This window comes from Sphingomonas rustica (genome assembly GCF_039652585.1).
Taxonomy (GTDB): Bacteria; Pseudomonadota; Alphaproteobacteria; order Sphingomonadales; family Sphingomonadaceae; genus Sphingomonas; species Sphingomonas rustica.
Map to the genome: position 1 here is coordinate 14,188 of NZ_JBDIZK010000007.1, position 15,280 is coordinate 29,467.

Consider the following 15,280-nt stretch of genomic DNA (forward strand, 5'->3'; position numbering starts at 1 on the left):
CTTTGCGGCAAAGGGGCGCGCATGAGCGATACCCCTCCCGACCGCCTCTCGGTCAATCCGAAGAGCCCCCATTTCGACGAGCCGACGCTGATGCGCGGCATCGGCATCCGCTTCAAGGGCGTGCAGCGCCGTGACGTGGAGGAATATTCGATCAGCGAAGGCTGGATCAAGGTCCAGGTCGGCAAGAAGATGGACCGCAAGGGCAATCCGCTGACCCTCACCCTGAACGGCCCGGTCGAGGCCTGGTTCGAATCGCCCGCGGTGGATGCCGAAGGGGCGGAGCACGACGCCGCAAAGGGTGAGGACGAGGCAGCCACGCCCGACGCGGAGTAATCCGCGCCGCCGGCCGCCCGGCATGGATCGCCACCGGGCGCCGGCGCGTTATGCGCACGTAATGCGCAAGAACCCACCGTCATGAAGCTGACATTCGCGGCAGACAGGCTGTTGCGGACGATGAACTTCGCCAGAAACCGGTGGGCATTTCCGGGCTTGAACGGTAATCAAGCGGCAGTCGGAACAGTGGAGATGCAGGATCGTGTATCGAATCGCTGAAGGCACGCTTTCGCTGAACTCGGCCTGGCACGATCAGAGCATCAACGTGCTGTTGCCGCAGGAGTCGCAGGTCCAGGGATCGAACCTGGTCATTTCGCGCGACCGCCTGCCGCTCGGCATGACCTTCCAGGATTATGTCGTCCAGCAACGCCAGAATTTCGGCGCCCAGCTCGCCGATTTCGAAATGCTCTCCGACACCACCGGGGCGATCGGCGGGCGCGAGGCGCAGCTGATGGAGATGGGCTGGCGGACGGATGGCAAGCCGGTCCACCAGATCATGGCGATGGTGCTGCATGACCAGAACCGGGTGCTCACCTTCACCGGTTCGATCCCCGGCGGTCCCGAAGACGAGACCCGCAAGGCACTGATCTCCGCGATCATGTCCTTCACCTTCGCCGAGTGACCCAACCCGAGCCCAGCGCCGAGGAAAAGCTGCGCGATCTGCGTGAGCGGACCGCGGCGAACAGCAATGCGGGCACCGTGTCCGCCATCGCGACGGGCGGCCATGTCGCGTCGGCCGGGATCGTCGCCGGCGGCGCCTATACCGCCGCTTCGACCGGCGGCCTGACTGCGCTCAAATGCTTTGCCGGCCGGATCGCGGCGCCGCTGGCGGGCGCGATGGCCGGCGCCTGGGTTGCGGAGAAGGTCCATGCCGACGAAGGTGCCTTCTGGGTCGCGCAGCAATTCGGTGCGAAGCGGCTGGCCGGGCCGGGCAAGAATGCCGCGCGGCTGAAGCATCAGATCGCGCACAGCAACGCCTTTGCCGGGCTGCTTGCCGGTATCGTGGCCGGCATCGTCGTGGGCGCGATCGTCGCGGTCAGCGCAGCGGCGATCATCGGCACTGCGGGCATGGCGGCGCCGCTGGTCGGCGCGGCGGTGGCGTTCGGCGCGGGTGCGGTCGGCGGCTTCGTCACCAGCGCGATCGCCGGGGCCGGCGCCAAGACCGCAACGCTGTCGGGCCCGATCAGCAGCGGATCGCCCAACGTCCTGTTCGAGGGGCAGCCGGCGGCGCGCGTCACCGATACCGCCGCCTGCACCAAGCACCCGGGGACGCCGCCGTCGCAGATCATCGAGGGCAGCGAGACGATCCTGATCAACGGCCTGCCCATGGCGCGGATCGGGCACAAGCTGTCCTGCGACGCGGTCATCCAGGAAGGGTGCGAGACCGTCCTGGGGGATGACACCACCGGGGTGTACGGCACCGCGGATGCCGAATTCTCGGTTGCCGAGCAGCTGTTGCTGTCGGCAGTCGAGGTGATCGGCATGCGGTCGGCCGTCCGGCAGGGCGGGCTGGTCGATGGCAAGCTGCGCAACTTGTTCGGCGAACCGGTCGATATTGTCACGGGCGACTATGCCGATTACCGCACCGATTTCGAGTATCCTGGCATCCTGCCACTCCGGCTGGAGCGCGCCTATCCGGGCAAGATGCAGGTCGAGGGTCTGTTGGGCCCGCGCTGGATCTGCAACTGGTCACAGCGGCTGACCCTGGATGCAGCAGCCGGCACCGTTTTGCTCGAGGATGCCGGAGGCCAACGGCTGCTGTTCGCGATCGGGGATACGCCGCGGATCGACGCCCGCCATCTCAAAGCGCCCTATTACCACCTGACCGGCACACGCGACCGGATGCGGCTGTTCGACAGCCGGACCCAGCAATTCCTGCTATTCGCCCCGGTCGCCGATCCCGCCCGATTGGAGATGGTGGGGTATGAGGACCGCAACGGCAACCGGATCGACTTTCAGCGAGACGGCCGGGGCTATCTGGTCGCGATCCGCCATGCCGACGGAACGGTGTTTCGCGTCGAAACCAACGGCTTGGGCCTGCTGACCGCATTGCGGATGGACGGTGAGGCGGAGCCGGTGGTGCGCTACGTCTATGATGCGAACGGATATCTGACCGACGCGATCGGGACCTTCACCGGCGAGCGCCATTATCGCTATACGCGCGAGGGATGGCTGAACGCCTGGCGCGACAGCGGCCCGACCCAGGTGTCGCTCGCCTATGATCCCGCTGGCCGCGTCGTCGGGACCGAGACCGGCGACGGCATGTTCAACGACCGCTTCCTCTATTATCCCGAGGAGCGGCGATCGCGTTATATCGACGCGACCGGCGCGGTGTTCAGCTTCACCTACAACCAGGACGGGATGGTCACCGAGGAGGTCGATCCCCTTGGCGCGGTCACGATCAGCGAATGGGATTCGCTGGAGCGGCTGCAGCGCCGGATCGATCCGGCGGGGCGCGAGACGCGTTACGCCTATGATGGTGACGGCAGGCTGATCGGCGAAACCGATTGGGCGGGCCGTAGCACGAGCTGGTCCTATGATCGCTGGGGCGCGCTGGTTGCGTTCAGCGATGGCGAAGAGCGGTCGAGCTGGAGGCGCGACGATCGCGGTAACATCGTTGGTTGGACTCTGGACGGTACGTCCGGGACGGCCGACTATGATGAACGGGGAGCGCTTGTCCGCGAACGTGTCGCCGGGGTGGGCGAGACGCTTTGGGAAACGGACGCCGCAGGCCGTCCGGTCGTTCAACAAGACCCCGGCGGCCGGCTGACCCGTCAGGCCTGGGACCGGATGGGCAGGCTCGTCTCGGTCACTGATCCGGTGGGCCGGTCCAGCAGTTGGTCCTATCAGCGCTCGTCCGAAAATCCGCTGGGATCCGTCAGCGCCGCGCGCACGGCCGACGGCAACGAGATGCGTTTTGCCTATGATGCGGAGGGGCAGCTGGTCGCGCGCCTGCGTGGGGACGGTCAGGCGACGCGTTATCATTACGGTTCCTTCGATACCTTGCGTCAGGTCGTCGACCCGTTGGGCGCCACGACGCAGTTTGGTTACGACGGGGCGGGGCGCCTCACCGCGATCACCAACGCGGCCGGACAGTCGTGGCAGTTCCATTATGACCCGGCGGGGCGTCTGCTTGCGCAGATCGACTGGGCGGGACGCGAGACGCGATACCAGCGGGACGTGCTCGGACGCTTGCTCGCGCGACGGATGCCGGACGGTGCGGATCAGCAGTTCGAATGGGACGCGCGCGATCGCATCATTAGAGTCATCGCCGGCGATGATGCGATCACCTATCGCTATGACGAGCTGGACCGGCTGACGGGCGCGACCAGCTGGGTGCTGGCAGACGGCGTCCCGACCGAGGTGGCCGAGGTCTCGCTCGTTTTCGACGAAAAGGGACGGCTCGTCAGTGAAACGCAGAACGGTGTCGCCGTCAGCTATCGATATGACGATGCGGGTCGGTGCGTCGGGCGATCGAGCCCCAGCGGCGAGACCGCGCTGGCGTTCGACGAAGCCGGACAACTGAGCCGCTACGAAAGCAATGGTCAGGTGCTGCGCTTCACGCATGATGCAAGCGGGCTCGAAACGCTGCGTGAACTTGCGGCAATCGGCACACCGACCGCGTTCCAGCTTCAGCAACGCTATGATCCGGCCGGCAGGATCGCGGAGCAACGCGCCGGTGGCGTTGCGCCCTTCACGCCTGATCGGCCGCAGCCTGACACGCTCACGCGCCATTATCATTGGGATCAGGTCGGGCGCTTGGCCGGCACAGCCGAAAGCGGCAGGTCGGGTACTCGCGGCGAGACCCGCTATCACCATGACCGGCGCGATCAGACCCTGTCGGTCGAGCGCCCCGGCGCCCGCGAGACTTATCGCTACGATGCGCTGATGAACCTGGCCGAAGGTCTGGCTGGCGAGCATCGCTACTGGCAGGACTGCGTTGTCGAGGCGGGACCAAACCGCTTCCGCTATGACGCGCGAGGACGGATGATCGAGCGGGTGCTGTCGCAGGACGGCTTCCGCCCGCGGCACTGGCGCTATCGCTGGGACGGGTTCGATCGCCTCACCGAGCTCGAAACTCCGGAGGGTGTGCGCTGGCGCTACAGCTACGATGCGTTCGGGCGGCGCGTGGCGAAGTCGCTGGTCGCGGGCGCAGAACCGCGCCGCGTCGATTATGTGTGGCAAGGCCAGACGCTGGCGGAGGCGTGGCACCGCGGCACGGATCGTGACGAGGGCAATGGCGGCGCGAGCACCGGCAGCCTGCGCATCGAGCGCTGGCACTACGAGCAGGACGGTCTTCGTCCGTTGGCCAGGGAGTTGTTGCCTGCGGGCGAAGATGGCACGCCGGACGCGGCGGCGGCACAATTGCAGCCCATGGTCGCCGACCAGATCGGGGCGCCACGCGCGCTGTTTTCTGCGGAAGGCGAATTGCTGTGGGAATGTGAGGCGGAGTTATGGGGGCGCGCGCGAACCGCACGCGAATTGCTGCGCGACCGGCAAGCGGACGAATCCGGCGATGTCGCGCCATGTTCGCTCCGCTTCCCCGGTCAGTGGGCGGATGAGGAAAGCGGGCTCCACTATAATCTGAATCGCTATTACGATCCTGAGACTGGCCAATATCTCTCGCCTGATCCGATCGGGATCGATGGCGGCTTGCGGACGCATGCCTATGTGCACGATCCGCTGGCCTGGTTCGACCCCGAAGGCCTCCAGGATGCACCGGGCACTGTTACCTATCCGAAGCATCCATCACTCACCCCGCAACCCGGCGCCTACTCCACGGGTATTTCGCGCGCCTGGGCGCAGGAGCGCCTTCTGGTACAGGAAACGGGGCGCGGCACCGTCAACTGGACCGCAGCACAGCGGCGTGAGTTGTTGAAGACCGGCAAGGTCCGCGGATTCACCGGCCACCATATCAACAATGCGGCGACGGCGCCCGACTGGGAGGGGGATCCGCGCAACATCCGCTTCCTGAAGAATGGTCGCCGCGGCCTTCCCAACGACCACCTGTACAGTAAACAAGGTCACCGAGGCAGCTGGCAGAACAGCACGAAGGGTCGCCTGATCGATCGTGTCGAAATGCTGCGACGCTTCCGCGCGGGATGTTAGTAGGAGAATCAGGGTGACGTACACCGAGGCAGTCGAAGCTCTCGTGCAAGCCGGCGACGAGGCGGAGACCCCGATCGATCTGGAAACCCCGGACGCCGATGCCGGTTTCCATCGGACCGTATTCGGAGACGATCTGGCGGATGAGATCGGGGCGGCAGGATATCCCGGGAGTGCCGAGATTCCCTGGATAGTCGAAGACCTGTACATTTATGGTCTCGACGAATTGGAAGAGCAGCAAGCAGGCTATCGTGCGGATGCCAATAGCGGGGAGCCGTCGAAGGATTGGGGTGAAGACCGATATGCGATCGCGGACTGGTCGGCCAATCCCGTGAGCATCGCCGGCGACGGGAGCATCAGCTTCGCCAAGCACGGCGAGGGTCGCTGGACGCATCATCGTATCGCCGCCGACCTGCCGGCATTCTTCAATATGCTGGCCGCCTGGTTGAATTTCTTCATCGTGGATCGCGGGGGCAACCTTTTCGACGACAATTTCGAGATTGCAGCGGCGACACGCGAAGAAGTGCGAAGCAAGGTCTTGGCGGATGCCGATCCGCAAGTGCGTGATGCTGCAGCCCGGTTCCTGTTAGGAGAAATCTAGAGGTCCAGGCGACCTTTCCTGCGTGTTATGGCCGAGATCGCCTTTCACCCGACTCCTGACGCGTTCTACGCATCGACGCTCTTGGCGCTCGACGAGTTGCTGGGCTCGCTCGACGGCGAGCGGCTGTACGCGATCTGCCTTCAGACCGACGATGGCGGGATGAGCGTCGGCCTGTGTGCCAACACCGAGGAAGGCTATGCGGAAAAGCGCGCCGAGGCGGAGGAGGCCGGCGATCTGGACGAGAGCTACGATGCCTATCTGCGGTGGAACTCCGCCGAATGGCGGCACGAGATGACGGGATGGGAGCATTTCAAGCGGATCGAGCAGGATCTCTCCGAAGAAGTGGAAGATCCCGAGGGCGGCTTCGAAACCTATTTCGAGCATCTGATCGATGCGATGGTCGATGCCCTGGCCACGCTGCGCTCCGAGCGGGAACAGGCGCTGCAGGGCGTGACGTTGTTCGTGACGATCACCGACAGCGAAGAGACGATCGAGGTCGAGGACCGGTCCGCCACGCGACTCAATCCGCCTGAACTGTCCGAGCCGTTTCTGCGCCGCTATGACGAGGCAGGGTGAATTACCGCACCGCTCTCGACGCGCTGATGGCGGTGGCAGCGGAGGCGGAGCTTCCGGTCAAGCTTGAGCAGGCTGCTGATGATCCGGCGGTGCCCGGGGCTGTGTTCGGCGCCGAACTGGCCGGTGCGATCAATGCCAATGGCTATCCGGGCGGAGCCGAACTGCCTTGGACGGTCGACGACGATTTCGAGATCACGGCCGAGGCTCGCGATGAGGTGCAGCGGGTCGTGCTGGCGGCGCGTGATCCCGCGATGAGCGCGGCTGCGGCCCGATTTCTGCTGGGCGAACTCTGAGGTCATATGACGCCGGTCGAAAAGATCATCGCCTATGTCGGCGGCAAGATTCCGCTGAAGCAATTCTATGATGATGTGATGGTCGACCTGCCGCTGCAGGAATTGCTGGAGGAGGCGGTGTCGGTGCCGGCCCATAGCGATCACGACAATCTCTTCCTCTTCATGATGCACCAGAATGCGGCATCGGCCGGAGCGGATCTCGACATTCGCGATGCGATGTCCGGATATCTGACGGCGCTGGGCATCGAGCATCGCGTCGATGCGGCGGCGGGTGAGAATTTCGGGATCGTGCTGGATGCCGCGCCTTCGTGGCTTGTCCTGCCGGGCGACTATATTGGTCGGCTGATCGATGCGTTTCCGCCGGGCGCATCGCGCGCCGCGCGCCTGAAAATGGCCAAGGCGCGGATCGCGGAGGACTTTCGCTGCCTGAAGAAGCGGCCGAACTGGCTGCAGGATGCGGTCTGGCCGTTCGAGAATAGCAAGCCGATGGTCTTCGTCGGTCAGTTTGACCTGGCCGATCTGCGGCATGACGAGGCGCAGCTCTATGTGTTCGTCGAAGCGAACGGGCCGGCGGTCCGTACGATCGAGCAGTCGGCATAGGGCCGGTTGGTGAGGAGAGCACGCTTATGATCTCGACCGAGACGCTTGCCCGGTATCTGGGCGGGCCGGCGGCCGCTCTGCTGGCCGATCCGCCGTTCAGCGGATGGTCGTTCGACCGGACGGTGGATGACGATCTGGATGCGCCGGTCATCGACTATGTCTGTGCCGAGGGGGTCGATGTCAGCGCGGATGCGGAGGATCGGGTCGGCACGATCTTTGTCGGGTGCGGTGCCGGAGATGCGTTTGCGCAGGGGCTGGGCGATCTGGCGGCGTCATGGGGTCGCGCCGAGGTGCTGGCGGGTTTTGGCGCGCCATCGAAGAGCGGACAGGAGACCGACAATGTGATTTTCGGCCCGAGCGGCGCGTGGGACCGGTTCGCTCGGGACGGCTATGCGGTGCATGTCCAGTATCGGATCGGCGGGGGTGAGATTGTGCGGATCACGTTGATGCGGGCGGATTTGGTGCCTTGAGGCTTGTGGGGGTGGGTTGCTCTCGGATTTGGACGCGCTCCAATGCTCCCTATGCCCTGCTGGCCGGCCCTCACCCCGCGAACGCGGCCCGCGCGGCGTCCTCGAAGGCCTTCATCGCGGTCATGTGCGGGAAGGGGCCGTGGCTGATGCGGGCGACTCCGGTGGATGCGACGGCGCGGGCATCGGGGGCGCCGGGGAAGGCCATGAAATTGACCGGGAGCGGCGCGGCCTTGCAGATGCGTTCGAGCAGGTGGAGGTCGGCCAGGCCGGGGACGAAGAAGCCGCTGGCGCCGGCCTCGGCATAGGCGTGGCTGCGTTCGATCGCGGCGTCGGCCAGCGCCCGGTCATGCGTTTCGCGCGGTGCGATCAGGAAATGGTCGGTCCGGGCATTGATGAAGAAATTGGGCCCGACTTCCCAGCGGATCGCGGCGATGCGCGCAGCCTGGTCGTCGATCGCGTGCATCCGGCGCGGGCCGGTGCCGCCGATCACCTGATCCTCGAAATTGCAGCCGATAGCCCCGGTCGCCGCAAGCCGTCCGGCATGGGCGGCGGCCAGATCGGGATCGGGCGAATAGCCCCCCTCGAAATCGATCGAGACGGGCAGGTCGGTCGCCCTGGCCACCCGCTCCGCATTGGCGATGGCGAGCGCGATCGGCAGCGCCTCCGCATCGTCACAGCCATGGGCGGCCGCGACCGAGGCGCTGCCCGTCGCGATCGCCTTCGCCCCCGCACGGGCGGCGATCCGGGCAGTGCCCGCATCCCAGACGTTGAACAGGATGACCGGATCGCCCGGCACGTGAAGCGCGGCGAAACGGCTGAACTTGCTGGACATGACCCACCCCTTTGTTCCGTCAATGTTCCTCTATCGGAACGTCACCGGAACGGCAAGCGTCGCGCCGGCGAACGCCGCTCAAAGCGGAATCGAAAGGGTCGGTGGGAAAGGGGAGGGGCGGGCACCCTGCAGGATGCCCGCCGCCCGGATCAGTGGACGAAGCGCGCCACCACGTCGCGATAGGAACGGCTGACCTTCACCTGCGCGCCCGAATCGAGCACGAGGAAGCATTCGCCATTGGTGTGCGGCTTGACCTGCTTGACCAGGTCGAGATTGACGATGGTCGAGCGATGGACGCGCTGGAACCGGCGCGGGTCGAGGCGCTTTTCCAGATCCTTCATCGTTTCGCGCAGGATCAGCGTGTTGTCGCCGGTATAGATGCACATGTAATCGCCGGCGGCGTCGATCCGCTCGATCGTGTCGACATCGACGCGGAAGATCTGGCCGCGATCCTTGATGTTGATGAGCTTCTCGAAACGGTTCGAGGCGTGCTGGTCGTTTCCGTCCGATGCCATCTCGTCGACCGCGTCGGGCGCGACTTCGGCGAGCACTTCCTTCAGCTTCTCGACTTCCTCGGCGCCGCGCTTCTCGTTCAGGCGCTGGCGGACGCGGTCGAGCGTGTCGGCGAGCCGGGCGGGTTCGACCGGCTTCATCAGATAGTCCATCGCCTGCGCCTCGAACGCGCGGATGGCGTGGTCCGAATAGGCGGTGACGAAGACGAACAGGGGCGGTTCAACCTCCATCAGGCCCTGGACCACCGAGAAGCCGTCGAAGCCGGGCATCTGGATGTCGAGAAAGACCAGGTCGGGCTTGTGGGTCTTGATGGCACGGATGGCCTCGCGGCCATTGGAACATTTGTCGATGATCTCGACGTCTTCATGCTCCTGGAGACGGAGCTCGAGACCCTGGATGGCCAGGGACTCGTCGTCGACGAGAATGGTACGGATCGTCATGCGGCCTCTCGGTTCGGTTCCTCGATCTGGAACGGGATTTCGATCTCAACGCTGAACCCCACCCCCGGGTTCGATCGCGCCTCGAAACGATGGTCGGGCCCGTAAGCCTGAGCCAGTCGCTCCTTGATATTGGCGAGCCCCACGCCGGTTGAAAGGGTCGGCCGGGACTTATTCTCGATCAATCCCGGGCCGGTGTCCGATACGCTGATCTGCACCCGTTCTCCGGCGAGCCGAGCCGAAAGCGTGATATCGGCGCCCTCTTCCTGCGGCGTCACCGCATATTTGATCGCGTTTTCGACCAGCGGCTGGAGCAGCAGCGAAGGCAGCCGTGCCTTGGCGACGCGCGGGTCGACCTCGAAATGGGTGCGCAATCGTTCGTCGAAGCGCATCTTCTCGATCTCAAGATACAGCTTCAGCGTCTCGACCTCCTGCGCCATGGTGACATGCGCGGTCGGCTCGTTCGCCAGCGTGTAGCGCAGGAACGAGGCGAGGCGCGACAGCATGATGTTGGCGCGTTCGGTCTGCTTGAGCAGGACCAGGGTCGAGATCGAGTTGAGCGTGTTGAACAGGAAATGCGGGTTGAGCTGATAGCGCAGCATCGCCAGCTGCGCCGACGATGCCTGATGCTCGAGCGCGTGCATCTGGTCGGCCTGCTGTTCGACGATCAGATAGAAGTTGATCCCGAAATACAGCGCCGACCAGCCGGCCAGCACGGTGAAGTTCAGGAACATCGACGCGAACACCAGGGCGACGCTGATCCCCGGTTCGGCCATGCGGATGAAGCTGAAGCTGAAGGCGTTGAGCACCGCATAGAGCAGGGTCGCCAGCAACAGCGTGGCGAGCGTCAGCAGGATGCCGGTGATCGGCGGCAGGCGCCGGTAGACGCCGTAGAGCGTCGAGAGCAGCAGCGTGATGCAATAGCCGACGATCGATTCGATGATCGGCTGGATCACCCCCTCGACCGTCAGCGCGTTCGACACCGACGACACGGTGCGCAGCACGAGATAGCCGCCCCAGCCGACCGCCTGGAGCATCCAGAAGGCGCGGCTCTTGTCCTCGAAGAACGGGCGCGTGAACACCACCGGCCGGGCGAGGGCGGCGGAAAGGCGAAGCTTGGAGTCCAGAGGTTGGAGCACGGAGGCGTCTCTAACACCGCTGACAGGAAGGGGCAAAGAGGGGTAGCTTGGCCGGAAGCATAGGAGAGGTTCCAATGGAAAACGGCGGCGAACGCGCGACGTTCCGCGCGATGGCGGAAGGAACGCAGGCGGACTGGGCGATCATCGGCGGGCAGTTCCGCGGTTTCGCCGCCGGGCTGGCGGACCGGGTGCTGGCGCATCTCGGGCTGCTGGACGGCGATTTCGGCGGGTTTCCGATCGACCGGATGCAGCATTCGCTGCAGACCGCGACGCGCGCGCATCGCGACGGGCGGGACGAGCCCTATGTGGTGATGGCGCTGCTCCACGATATCGGCGACACGCTGGGCAGCTACAACCATCCCGAGATCGCGGCGGCGATCCTGAAGCCGTTCGTCAGCGAGGAGCTGCACTGGATCGCGCAGCATCACGGCGCCTTCCAGGGCTATTATTTCTTCCATTTCCTGGGGATGGACCGCGACGCGCGCGAGGCGTTTCGCGGGCATCCGCATTTCGAAGCCTGTGCCGAATTCTGCGGCAGGTACGACCAGGTGGCGTTCGACCCGGACTATGACAGCGAGCCGCTGGCCTTCTTCGAGCCGATGGTCCGGCGGGTGTTCGCGCGACCGCTGAACAGCCTCTACGCCAAGGCGGTCGAGGGGGTCTGAGATCGTTTGAAAAATCGCGGAAGAGCGATTTTCAAGGCGGTGCCGCAATGCGCCGACAGGCGCATTCTCAAACGGCCTGAGCGCGGCACAAACGAAAACCGCCGCCCCGTTTCCGGGGCGGCGGTTTCGTTGGTTCGCTGTCGACGAGATCAGAAGTCGTAGCTGACACCGATCTTCAGACGCCATGCCGAGGACGACACGTTGATCTGGTTGTCGTCGGCGAAGGTGCTGCCGAAGTAGTTCGAGATCACATAGCGGCCCTGCGAGTCCACGCCCGGAATCGCCGGGGTGGTCGTGCCCTGGGTCACGGCTGCACGACCTGCCTGGACCACGTCCTGGACGCCGAAGAAGTTGCGGCGACGCTGCACGTTCCAGTTACGGTCGAGCAGGTTCAGGAAGTTGTCGACCATCGCATAGACACGGATCTTGTCGTCGCGACCGAAGAGACGGCCCGGTCCGGGCAGTTCCTGCGAGAAGCTCAGATCCAGGTCGAAATACCAGTCGTTGGTGCAGCTGTTGCGGTCGATCGAACGGCCGCGGGCCTTCTTAGCGCAGTCCAGGCTGTTGATGAAGCCGTCGAAGTCGGCTGCATTCTGGGCCGCGGTGCGGAGCACCCCGCCGGTGCTCGACAGCGTATCGACATAGACGACGTTGGGGTCGGTGATGCCGGTCGGGATGTACAGCAGCGCCGCATCGTTCGTGGTCAGGCCGCCATTGGTCGGGTTGAACACGTTGTTGCCGGTGAAGGTCAGGCTGTACGGACGGCCCGAGCGCGCCACGAAGGTGAAGCCCAGCGACGTCCCCAGATCCGAGAAGAACTCGTTCCGGAAGTTGGTCGAGAAGCTGATGTTGTGGCGGCTCTGGAAGAAGCCGGTCGATTCGGCCGGATTCTGGCGGTCGAACGCGGCCGACTGGCCATAGTTCGAGCCGGCGGTCGAGTTGTACATGTTCCGGCGGTCATGCGAGTCGGTGTACGCATAGCCGAAGGTCACATAGGTCGAGCCGCCCTCGGTGAAGAGACCGCCCTCGAAGTTCTTCGACAGCAGCATCGATGCGATGTGGCTGCGATAGCCGTCCGAGTTGGTGAGCATCAGCTCGCCGCCGCGCGACCCGGTGAAGCAGGCAGCGTTGAGGTTGCTGAAGGTCGGCGGAGCGCCGGTGCCGGTCAGGCGGCCGGTGCAGCCCGTCGCCAGCAGGTCGATCGAGTTGTAGATCGGACGACCGTCGATCGTGTAGCCGTTGAGGCCACGCGCCGGATTGATCGCCTGCGACAGATCGACCAGCGTGAACGGGTTCTGATACTTGCTGTAGATATAGTCGAGGTTCAGGTTCCAGCCGCTGAAGGCGCCACCGTCGGTGAAGTTCAGCTCGGTCTGCAGGCCGATGTTCGCGCGGAACACGGTCGGCATGGTGATGTTCGGATCGATCGACTGGGTGTTGCCCTGGCCGGCCGCCGCGGTCGCCTGCGCCGATGCCTGCATGCAGGTCGGGACGCCGGTGAAGCGGCCGCCGTTCAGCACGCTGATCTGGCCCGTCGGGCAGCCTGAGGCCTGGGTGGTGCCCAGCGCGAAGGCCGCGCCGTCGTTCTGGAAGGCGTTGCCGAACCACACGACCGGATCGCCGCCCGAGAAGATGCCGACACCGCCGCGCAGCTGGGTGCGGCTGAACATCCCGCCATTGTCGAAGTCATAGGCGAAGGCGACGCGCGGCAGGATCACCGGATCGACATTGCTGAAGCCGGTGCTGTTGGCGATGCCGTAGCGACGGGCGAAGACCGGGTTATAGTCCGGACGGCCGCCGTCATACCAGTCGACGCGGACGCCGGCGGTGATCTTCAGCGCGTCGGTCGCGCGCCACTCGTCCTGAGCATAGATCGAGTAGATGCTGCGGGTGAACGACGCAGCCGCGCTGTTGATGTTGCCGTCGGCGGTGAAGTTGCCGAACGCGCCCTCGGTGATGCCGCCAACGACGTTGGCAGGCGAGGTCGAGGTCTGGAAGTTGCCGGTGCCCTGCGACAACAGGCCCGCGCGCAGGTCGTCGATGTTGCGGAAGACCAGCGTGCCGGTCGCGTTCTGCACGAACAGGTTGAACAGGTTCGCGCGGTTCAGCTCCGCACCGACCTTGATCGAGTGGTTGCCCACCGCCAGCTTGGCGACCGCGCGATACTGCTCGATCGTGGTGCGCAGGTCGTTGGCCGAGCGCGAGTTGCCCGGGCCGGCGAGGACGGTGCCGTCGATGCCGGTGGGGTTGTCGATGCCGCTGGCGTTGTCGATGCCGACGATGATGCGCGGGATCGGGCTGCCCGACTGGGCTTCACCGCCGCCGACCGGGTCCTGGAGATCCCGGACTTCCGAGCGGGCATAGCGCAGCTCGGTCGAGAACTGGTCGGTCCACTGCGAGTAGAGACGGCCCGAATAATAGTTCGAGACGGTACCGCTGCGGTAGAAGGTGTTGCGGCCGACCGCCTGGGGCGAGTTGCCCGTAAACAGGTCGTCCGGACGCAGCGTGCTCTCCTCGAGGCGCTGATAGGTGCCTTCCAGGCGATGCTTGTCGTTGATCTGCAGGTCGGCGCGGACGAAATAGCGATCATTGGTGTAATCGCGGCTGTAGACCAGATCGCCGGTGTCGACGCCGTAGCTGTTGCGCAGCACGTCGCGGATCTGGTTGAACTGGGTCAGGCTGATGCCGGTCTGCGGGTTGGCATAGCCGGCGCCGGTGGGGCCGTCGTCCTGCGACTGGCCGGCTTCGTTATGCTCATAGGCACCGAAGATGAACAGGCGGTCCTTGATGATCGGGCCGCCCAGGGTGACGCCCCAGCGCTTCTCGGGCTCGATCGGTGCGACGGCGCGGCCGGCGACGTTCTTGGCGCGCATGCCCGAGTCGGAATATTCGAAGAAGCCGGTCGCGCGATAATCGTTGGTGCCCGACTTGGTCACGACGTTGATCGCGCAGCCGGTGAACTGGCCATAGTCGACGTCGAACGGCGCGAACTGGACCTGGGTCTCGCGGATCGCGTCATAGGGCAGCGGGGTGGAACTGCGCGACGAGAAGCCGGTGTCGTTCAGGCCGTAGATGTCGCTCTGGGCGATGCCGTCGACCGTGAACACGTTGCCGCGGTCGTTGCCGCCCAGGCACGAGATGCGGTCCTGGCCCGAACCGCCATCGTCGCGGTCGAGGCTGACGCGCGGGTCGAGACGGATGATGTCGCGGACGTCGCGGTTGAAGGTCGGCGCGTTCGCGAGGACGGCGGTGCCGAACGAGGTGCCGGGGCCGGTCACCGACTGGGTGACGCGGGCGCGCTGCGCGGTGACGACGATTTCGCCGGCGCCGGTCGCGAGCGTGAAGGCGACCTGGGTGTTGCCCTGGAGCGTGGTGTTGATGTTCTCGACCGTCTGGCCCTCATAGCCGTCGGCGGTGGCAGCAACGGTGTAGGGGCCGCCGGTGGTCAGGCCGGTTGCGGTGAAGGTGCCGGTCGAGCCGGTGGTCAGCGTGCGCGCTGCGCCGGTGCGGGTGTCGGTGACGGTGATCTGGGCGCCGGCGACGGGTGCACCCGCGTCGTCGGTCACGGTGCCCTGGATGCCGGTGGTAATCTGCTGCGCGCTGGCAGCAGCCGGAATCACGAGCGCGGCTACTGCCGCGCCAGCGAAAAGCATATTGCGCATGGTCGTCCCCTTGTTGGGTTGGGTAGTTGCCCGGTTCAATCAACTCGCGGTGC

General features: G+C 65.3%; 13 protein-coding genes. 9 read left to right on the top strand and 4 right to left on the bottom strand.

The genetic code is table 11. The features are described from left to right. The first annotated feature begins 21 nt into the window (after window positions 1–21). The 8 genes from TPR58_RS12425 (at window position 22) to TPR58_RS12460 (ending at window position 7,979) form a co-directional block, all read left to right on the top strand. Window positions 22–333, top strand: a complete 312-nt coding sequence (locus tag TPR58_RS12425; RefSeq protein WP_346246995.1) for a DUF3297 family protein — start codon at window positions 22–24, stop codon at window positions 331–333. Window positions 334–535: 202 nt separating this feature from the next. Beyond that, complete coding sequence (locus TPR58_RS12430) at window positions 536–955, top strand: DcrB-related protein (protein WP_346246996.1); 420 nt, start codon at window positions 536–538, stop codon at window positions 953–955. Beyond that, window positions 952–5,442 carry an RHS repeat-associated core domain-containing protein gene (locus tag TPR58_RS12435; protein ID WP_346246997.1) on the top strand — a complete coding sequence of 1,497 codons (4,491 nt, stop codon included), beginning with the start codon at window positions 952–954 and terminating at the stop codon, window positions 5,440–5,442. The genes TPR58_RS12430 and TPR58_RS12435 overlap by 4 nt, the downstream gene beginning before the upstream one ends. Window positions 5,443–5,455: 13 nt before the next feature. After that, window positions 5,456–6,040, top strand: coding sequence for a hypothetical protein (locus TPR58_RS12440; RefSeq protein WP_346246998.1), 585 nt, complete (start codon window positions 5,456–5,458; stop codon window positions 6,038–6,040). A 27-nt stretch (window positions 6,041–6,067) separates the two neighbouring features. After that, on the top strand, window positions 6,068–6,616 hold the full coding sequence (locus TPR58_RS12445; RefSeq protein ID WP_346246999.1) for a DUF4303 domain-containing protein: 549 nt from the start codon (window positions 6,068–6,070) through the stop codon (window positions 6,614–6,616). Further along, the gene (locus TPR58_RS12450) at window positions 6,613–6,909 is read left to right on the top strand and encodes a hypothetical protein (protein WP_346247000.1); all 297 of its coding nucleotides are present in this window, start codon (window positions 6,613–6,615) and stop codon (window positions 6,907–6,909) included. The genes TPR58_RS12445 and TPR58_RS12450 overlap by 4 nt, the downstream gene beginning before the upstream one ends. A 6-nt stretch (window positions 6,910–6,915) precedes the next feature. Further along, the gene (locus TPR58_RS12455) at window positions 6,916–7,509 is read left to right on the top strand and encodes a YwqG family protein (RefSeq protein ID WP_346247001.1); all 594 of its coding nucleotides are present in this window, start codon (window positions 6,916–6,918) and stop codon (window positions 7,507–7,509) included. Between the two features lie 26 nt (window positions 7,510–7,535). Further along, complete coding sequence (locus TPR58_RS12460) at window positions 7,536–7,979, top strand: hypothetical protein (protein WP_346247002.1); 444 nt, start codon at window positions 7,536–7,538, stop codon at window positions 7,977–7,979. A gap of 70 nt (window positions 7,980–8,049) precedes the next feature. Here TPR58_RS12460 and TPR58_RS12465 read toward each other — a convergent pair whose 3' ends face one another. The 3 genes from TPR58_RS12465 to TPR58_RS12475 form a co-directional block, all read right to left on the bottom strand. Beyond that, window positions 8,050–8,811, bottom strand: a complete 762-nt coding sequence (locus TPR58_RS12465; RefSeq protein WP_346247003.1) for an isocitrate lyase/PEP mutase family protein — start codon at window positions 8,809–8,811, stop codon at window positions 8,050–8,052. 149 nt (window positions 8,812–8,960) lie between these two features. Continuing rightward, entirely contained in the window at window positions 8,961–9,764 is an 804-nt protein-coding gene (locus TPR58_RS12470; protein WP_346247005.1) for a LytR/AlgR family response regulator transcription factor, read from the bottom strand. Continuing rightward, entirely contained in the window at window positions 9,761–10,798 is a 1,038-nt protein-coding gene (locus TPR58_RS12475) for a sensor histidine kinase (protein WP_346247238.1), read from the bottom strand. The genes TPR58_RS12470 and TPR58_RS12475 overlap by 4 nt, the downstream gene beginning before the upstream one ends. A gap of 176 nt (window positions 10,799–10,974) precedes the next feature. Between TPR58_RS12475 and TPR58_RS12480 the strand changes: the two genes are divergently transcribed. Then, window positions 10,975–11,565, top strand: a complete 591-nt coding sequence (locus TPR58_RS12480; RefSeq protein WP_346247006.1) for an HD domain-containing protein — start codon at window positions 10,975–10,977, stop codon at window positions 11,563–11,565. A gap of 149 nt (window positions 11,566–11,714) precedes the next feature. On the opposite strand, the gene TPR58_RS12485 is transcribed toward TPR58_RS12480, so the two are convergent. Then, the gene (locus TPR58_RS12485) at window positions 11,715–15,227 is read right to left on the bottom strand and encodes a TonB-dependent receptor (protein ID WP_346247007.1); all 3,513 of its coding nucleotides are present in this window, start codon (window positions 15,225–15,227) and stop codon (window positions 11,715–11,717) included. Window positions 15,228–15,280: the final 53 nt, after the last annotated feature.

What these genes read in the sequence shown, in the direction of transcription:
- TPR58_RS12455 (WP_346247001.1), top strand. Translation starts at nt 6,916, where the DNA reads ATGACGCCGGTCGAAAAGATCATCGCCTATGTCGGCGGCAAGATTCCG.
- TPR58_RS12475 (WP_346247238.1), bottom strand. Translation starts at nt 10,798, where the DNA reads ATGCTCCAGGCGGTCGGCTGGGGCGGCTATCTCGTGCTGCGCACCGTG.
- TPR58_RS12485 (WP_346247007.1), bottom strand. Translation starts at nt 15,227, where the DNA reads ATGCGCAATATGCTTTTCGCTGGCGCGGCAGTAGCCGCGCTCGTGATT.
- TPR58_RS12460 (WP_346247002.1), top strand. Translation starts at nt 7,536, where the DNA reads ATGATCTCGACCGAGACGCTTGCCCGGTATCTGGGCGGGCCGGCGGCC.
- TPR58_RS12445 (WP_346246999.1), top strand. Translation starts at nt 6,068, where the DNA reads ATGGCCGAGATCGCCTTTCACCCGACTCCTGACGCGTTCTACGCATCG.
- TPR58_RS12465 (WP_346247003.1), bottom strand. Translation starts at nt 8,811, where the DNA reads ATGTCCAGCAAGTTCAGCCGTTTCGCCGCGCTTCACGTGCCGGGCGAT.
- TPR58_RS12470 (WP_346247005.1), bottom strand. Translation starts at nt 9,764, where the DNA reads ATGACGATCCGTACCATTCTCGTCGACGACGAGTCCCTGGCCATCCAG.
- TPR58_RS12425 (WP_346246995.1), top strand. Translation starts at nt 22, where the DNA reads ATGAGCGATACCCCTCCCGACCGCCTCTCGGTCAATCCGAAGAGCCCC.
- TPR58_RS12480 (WP_346247006.1), top strand. Translation starts at nt 10,975, where the DNA reads ATGGAAAACGGCGGCGAACGCGCGACGTTCCGCGCGATGGCGGAAGGA.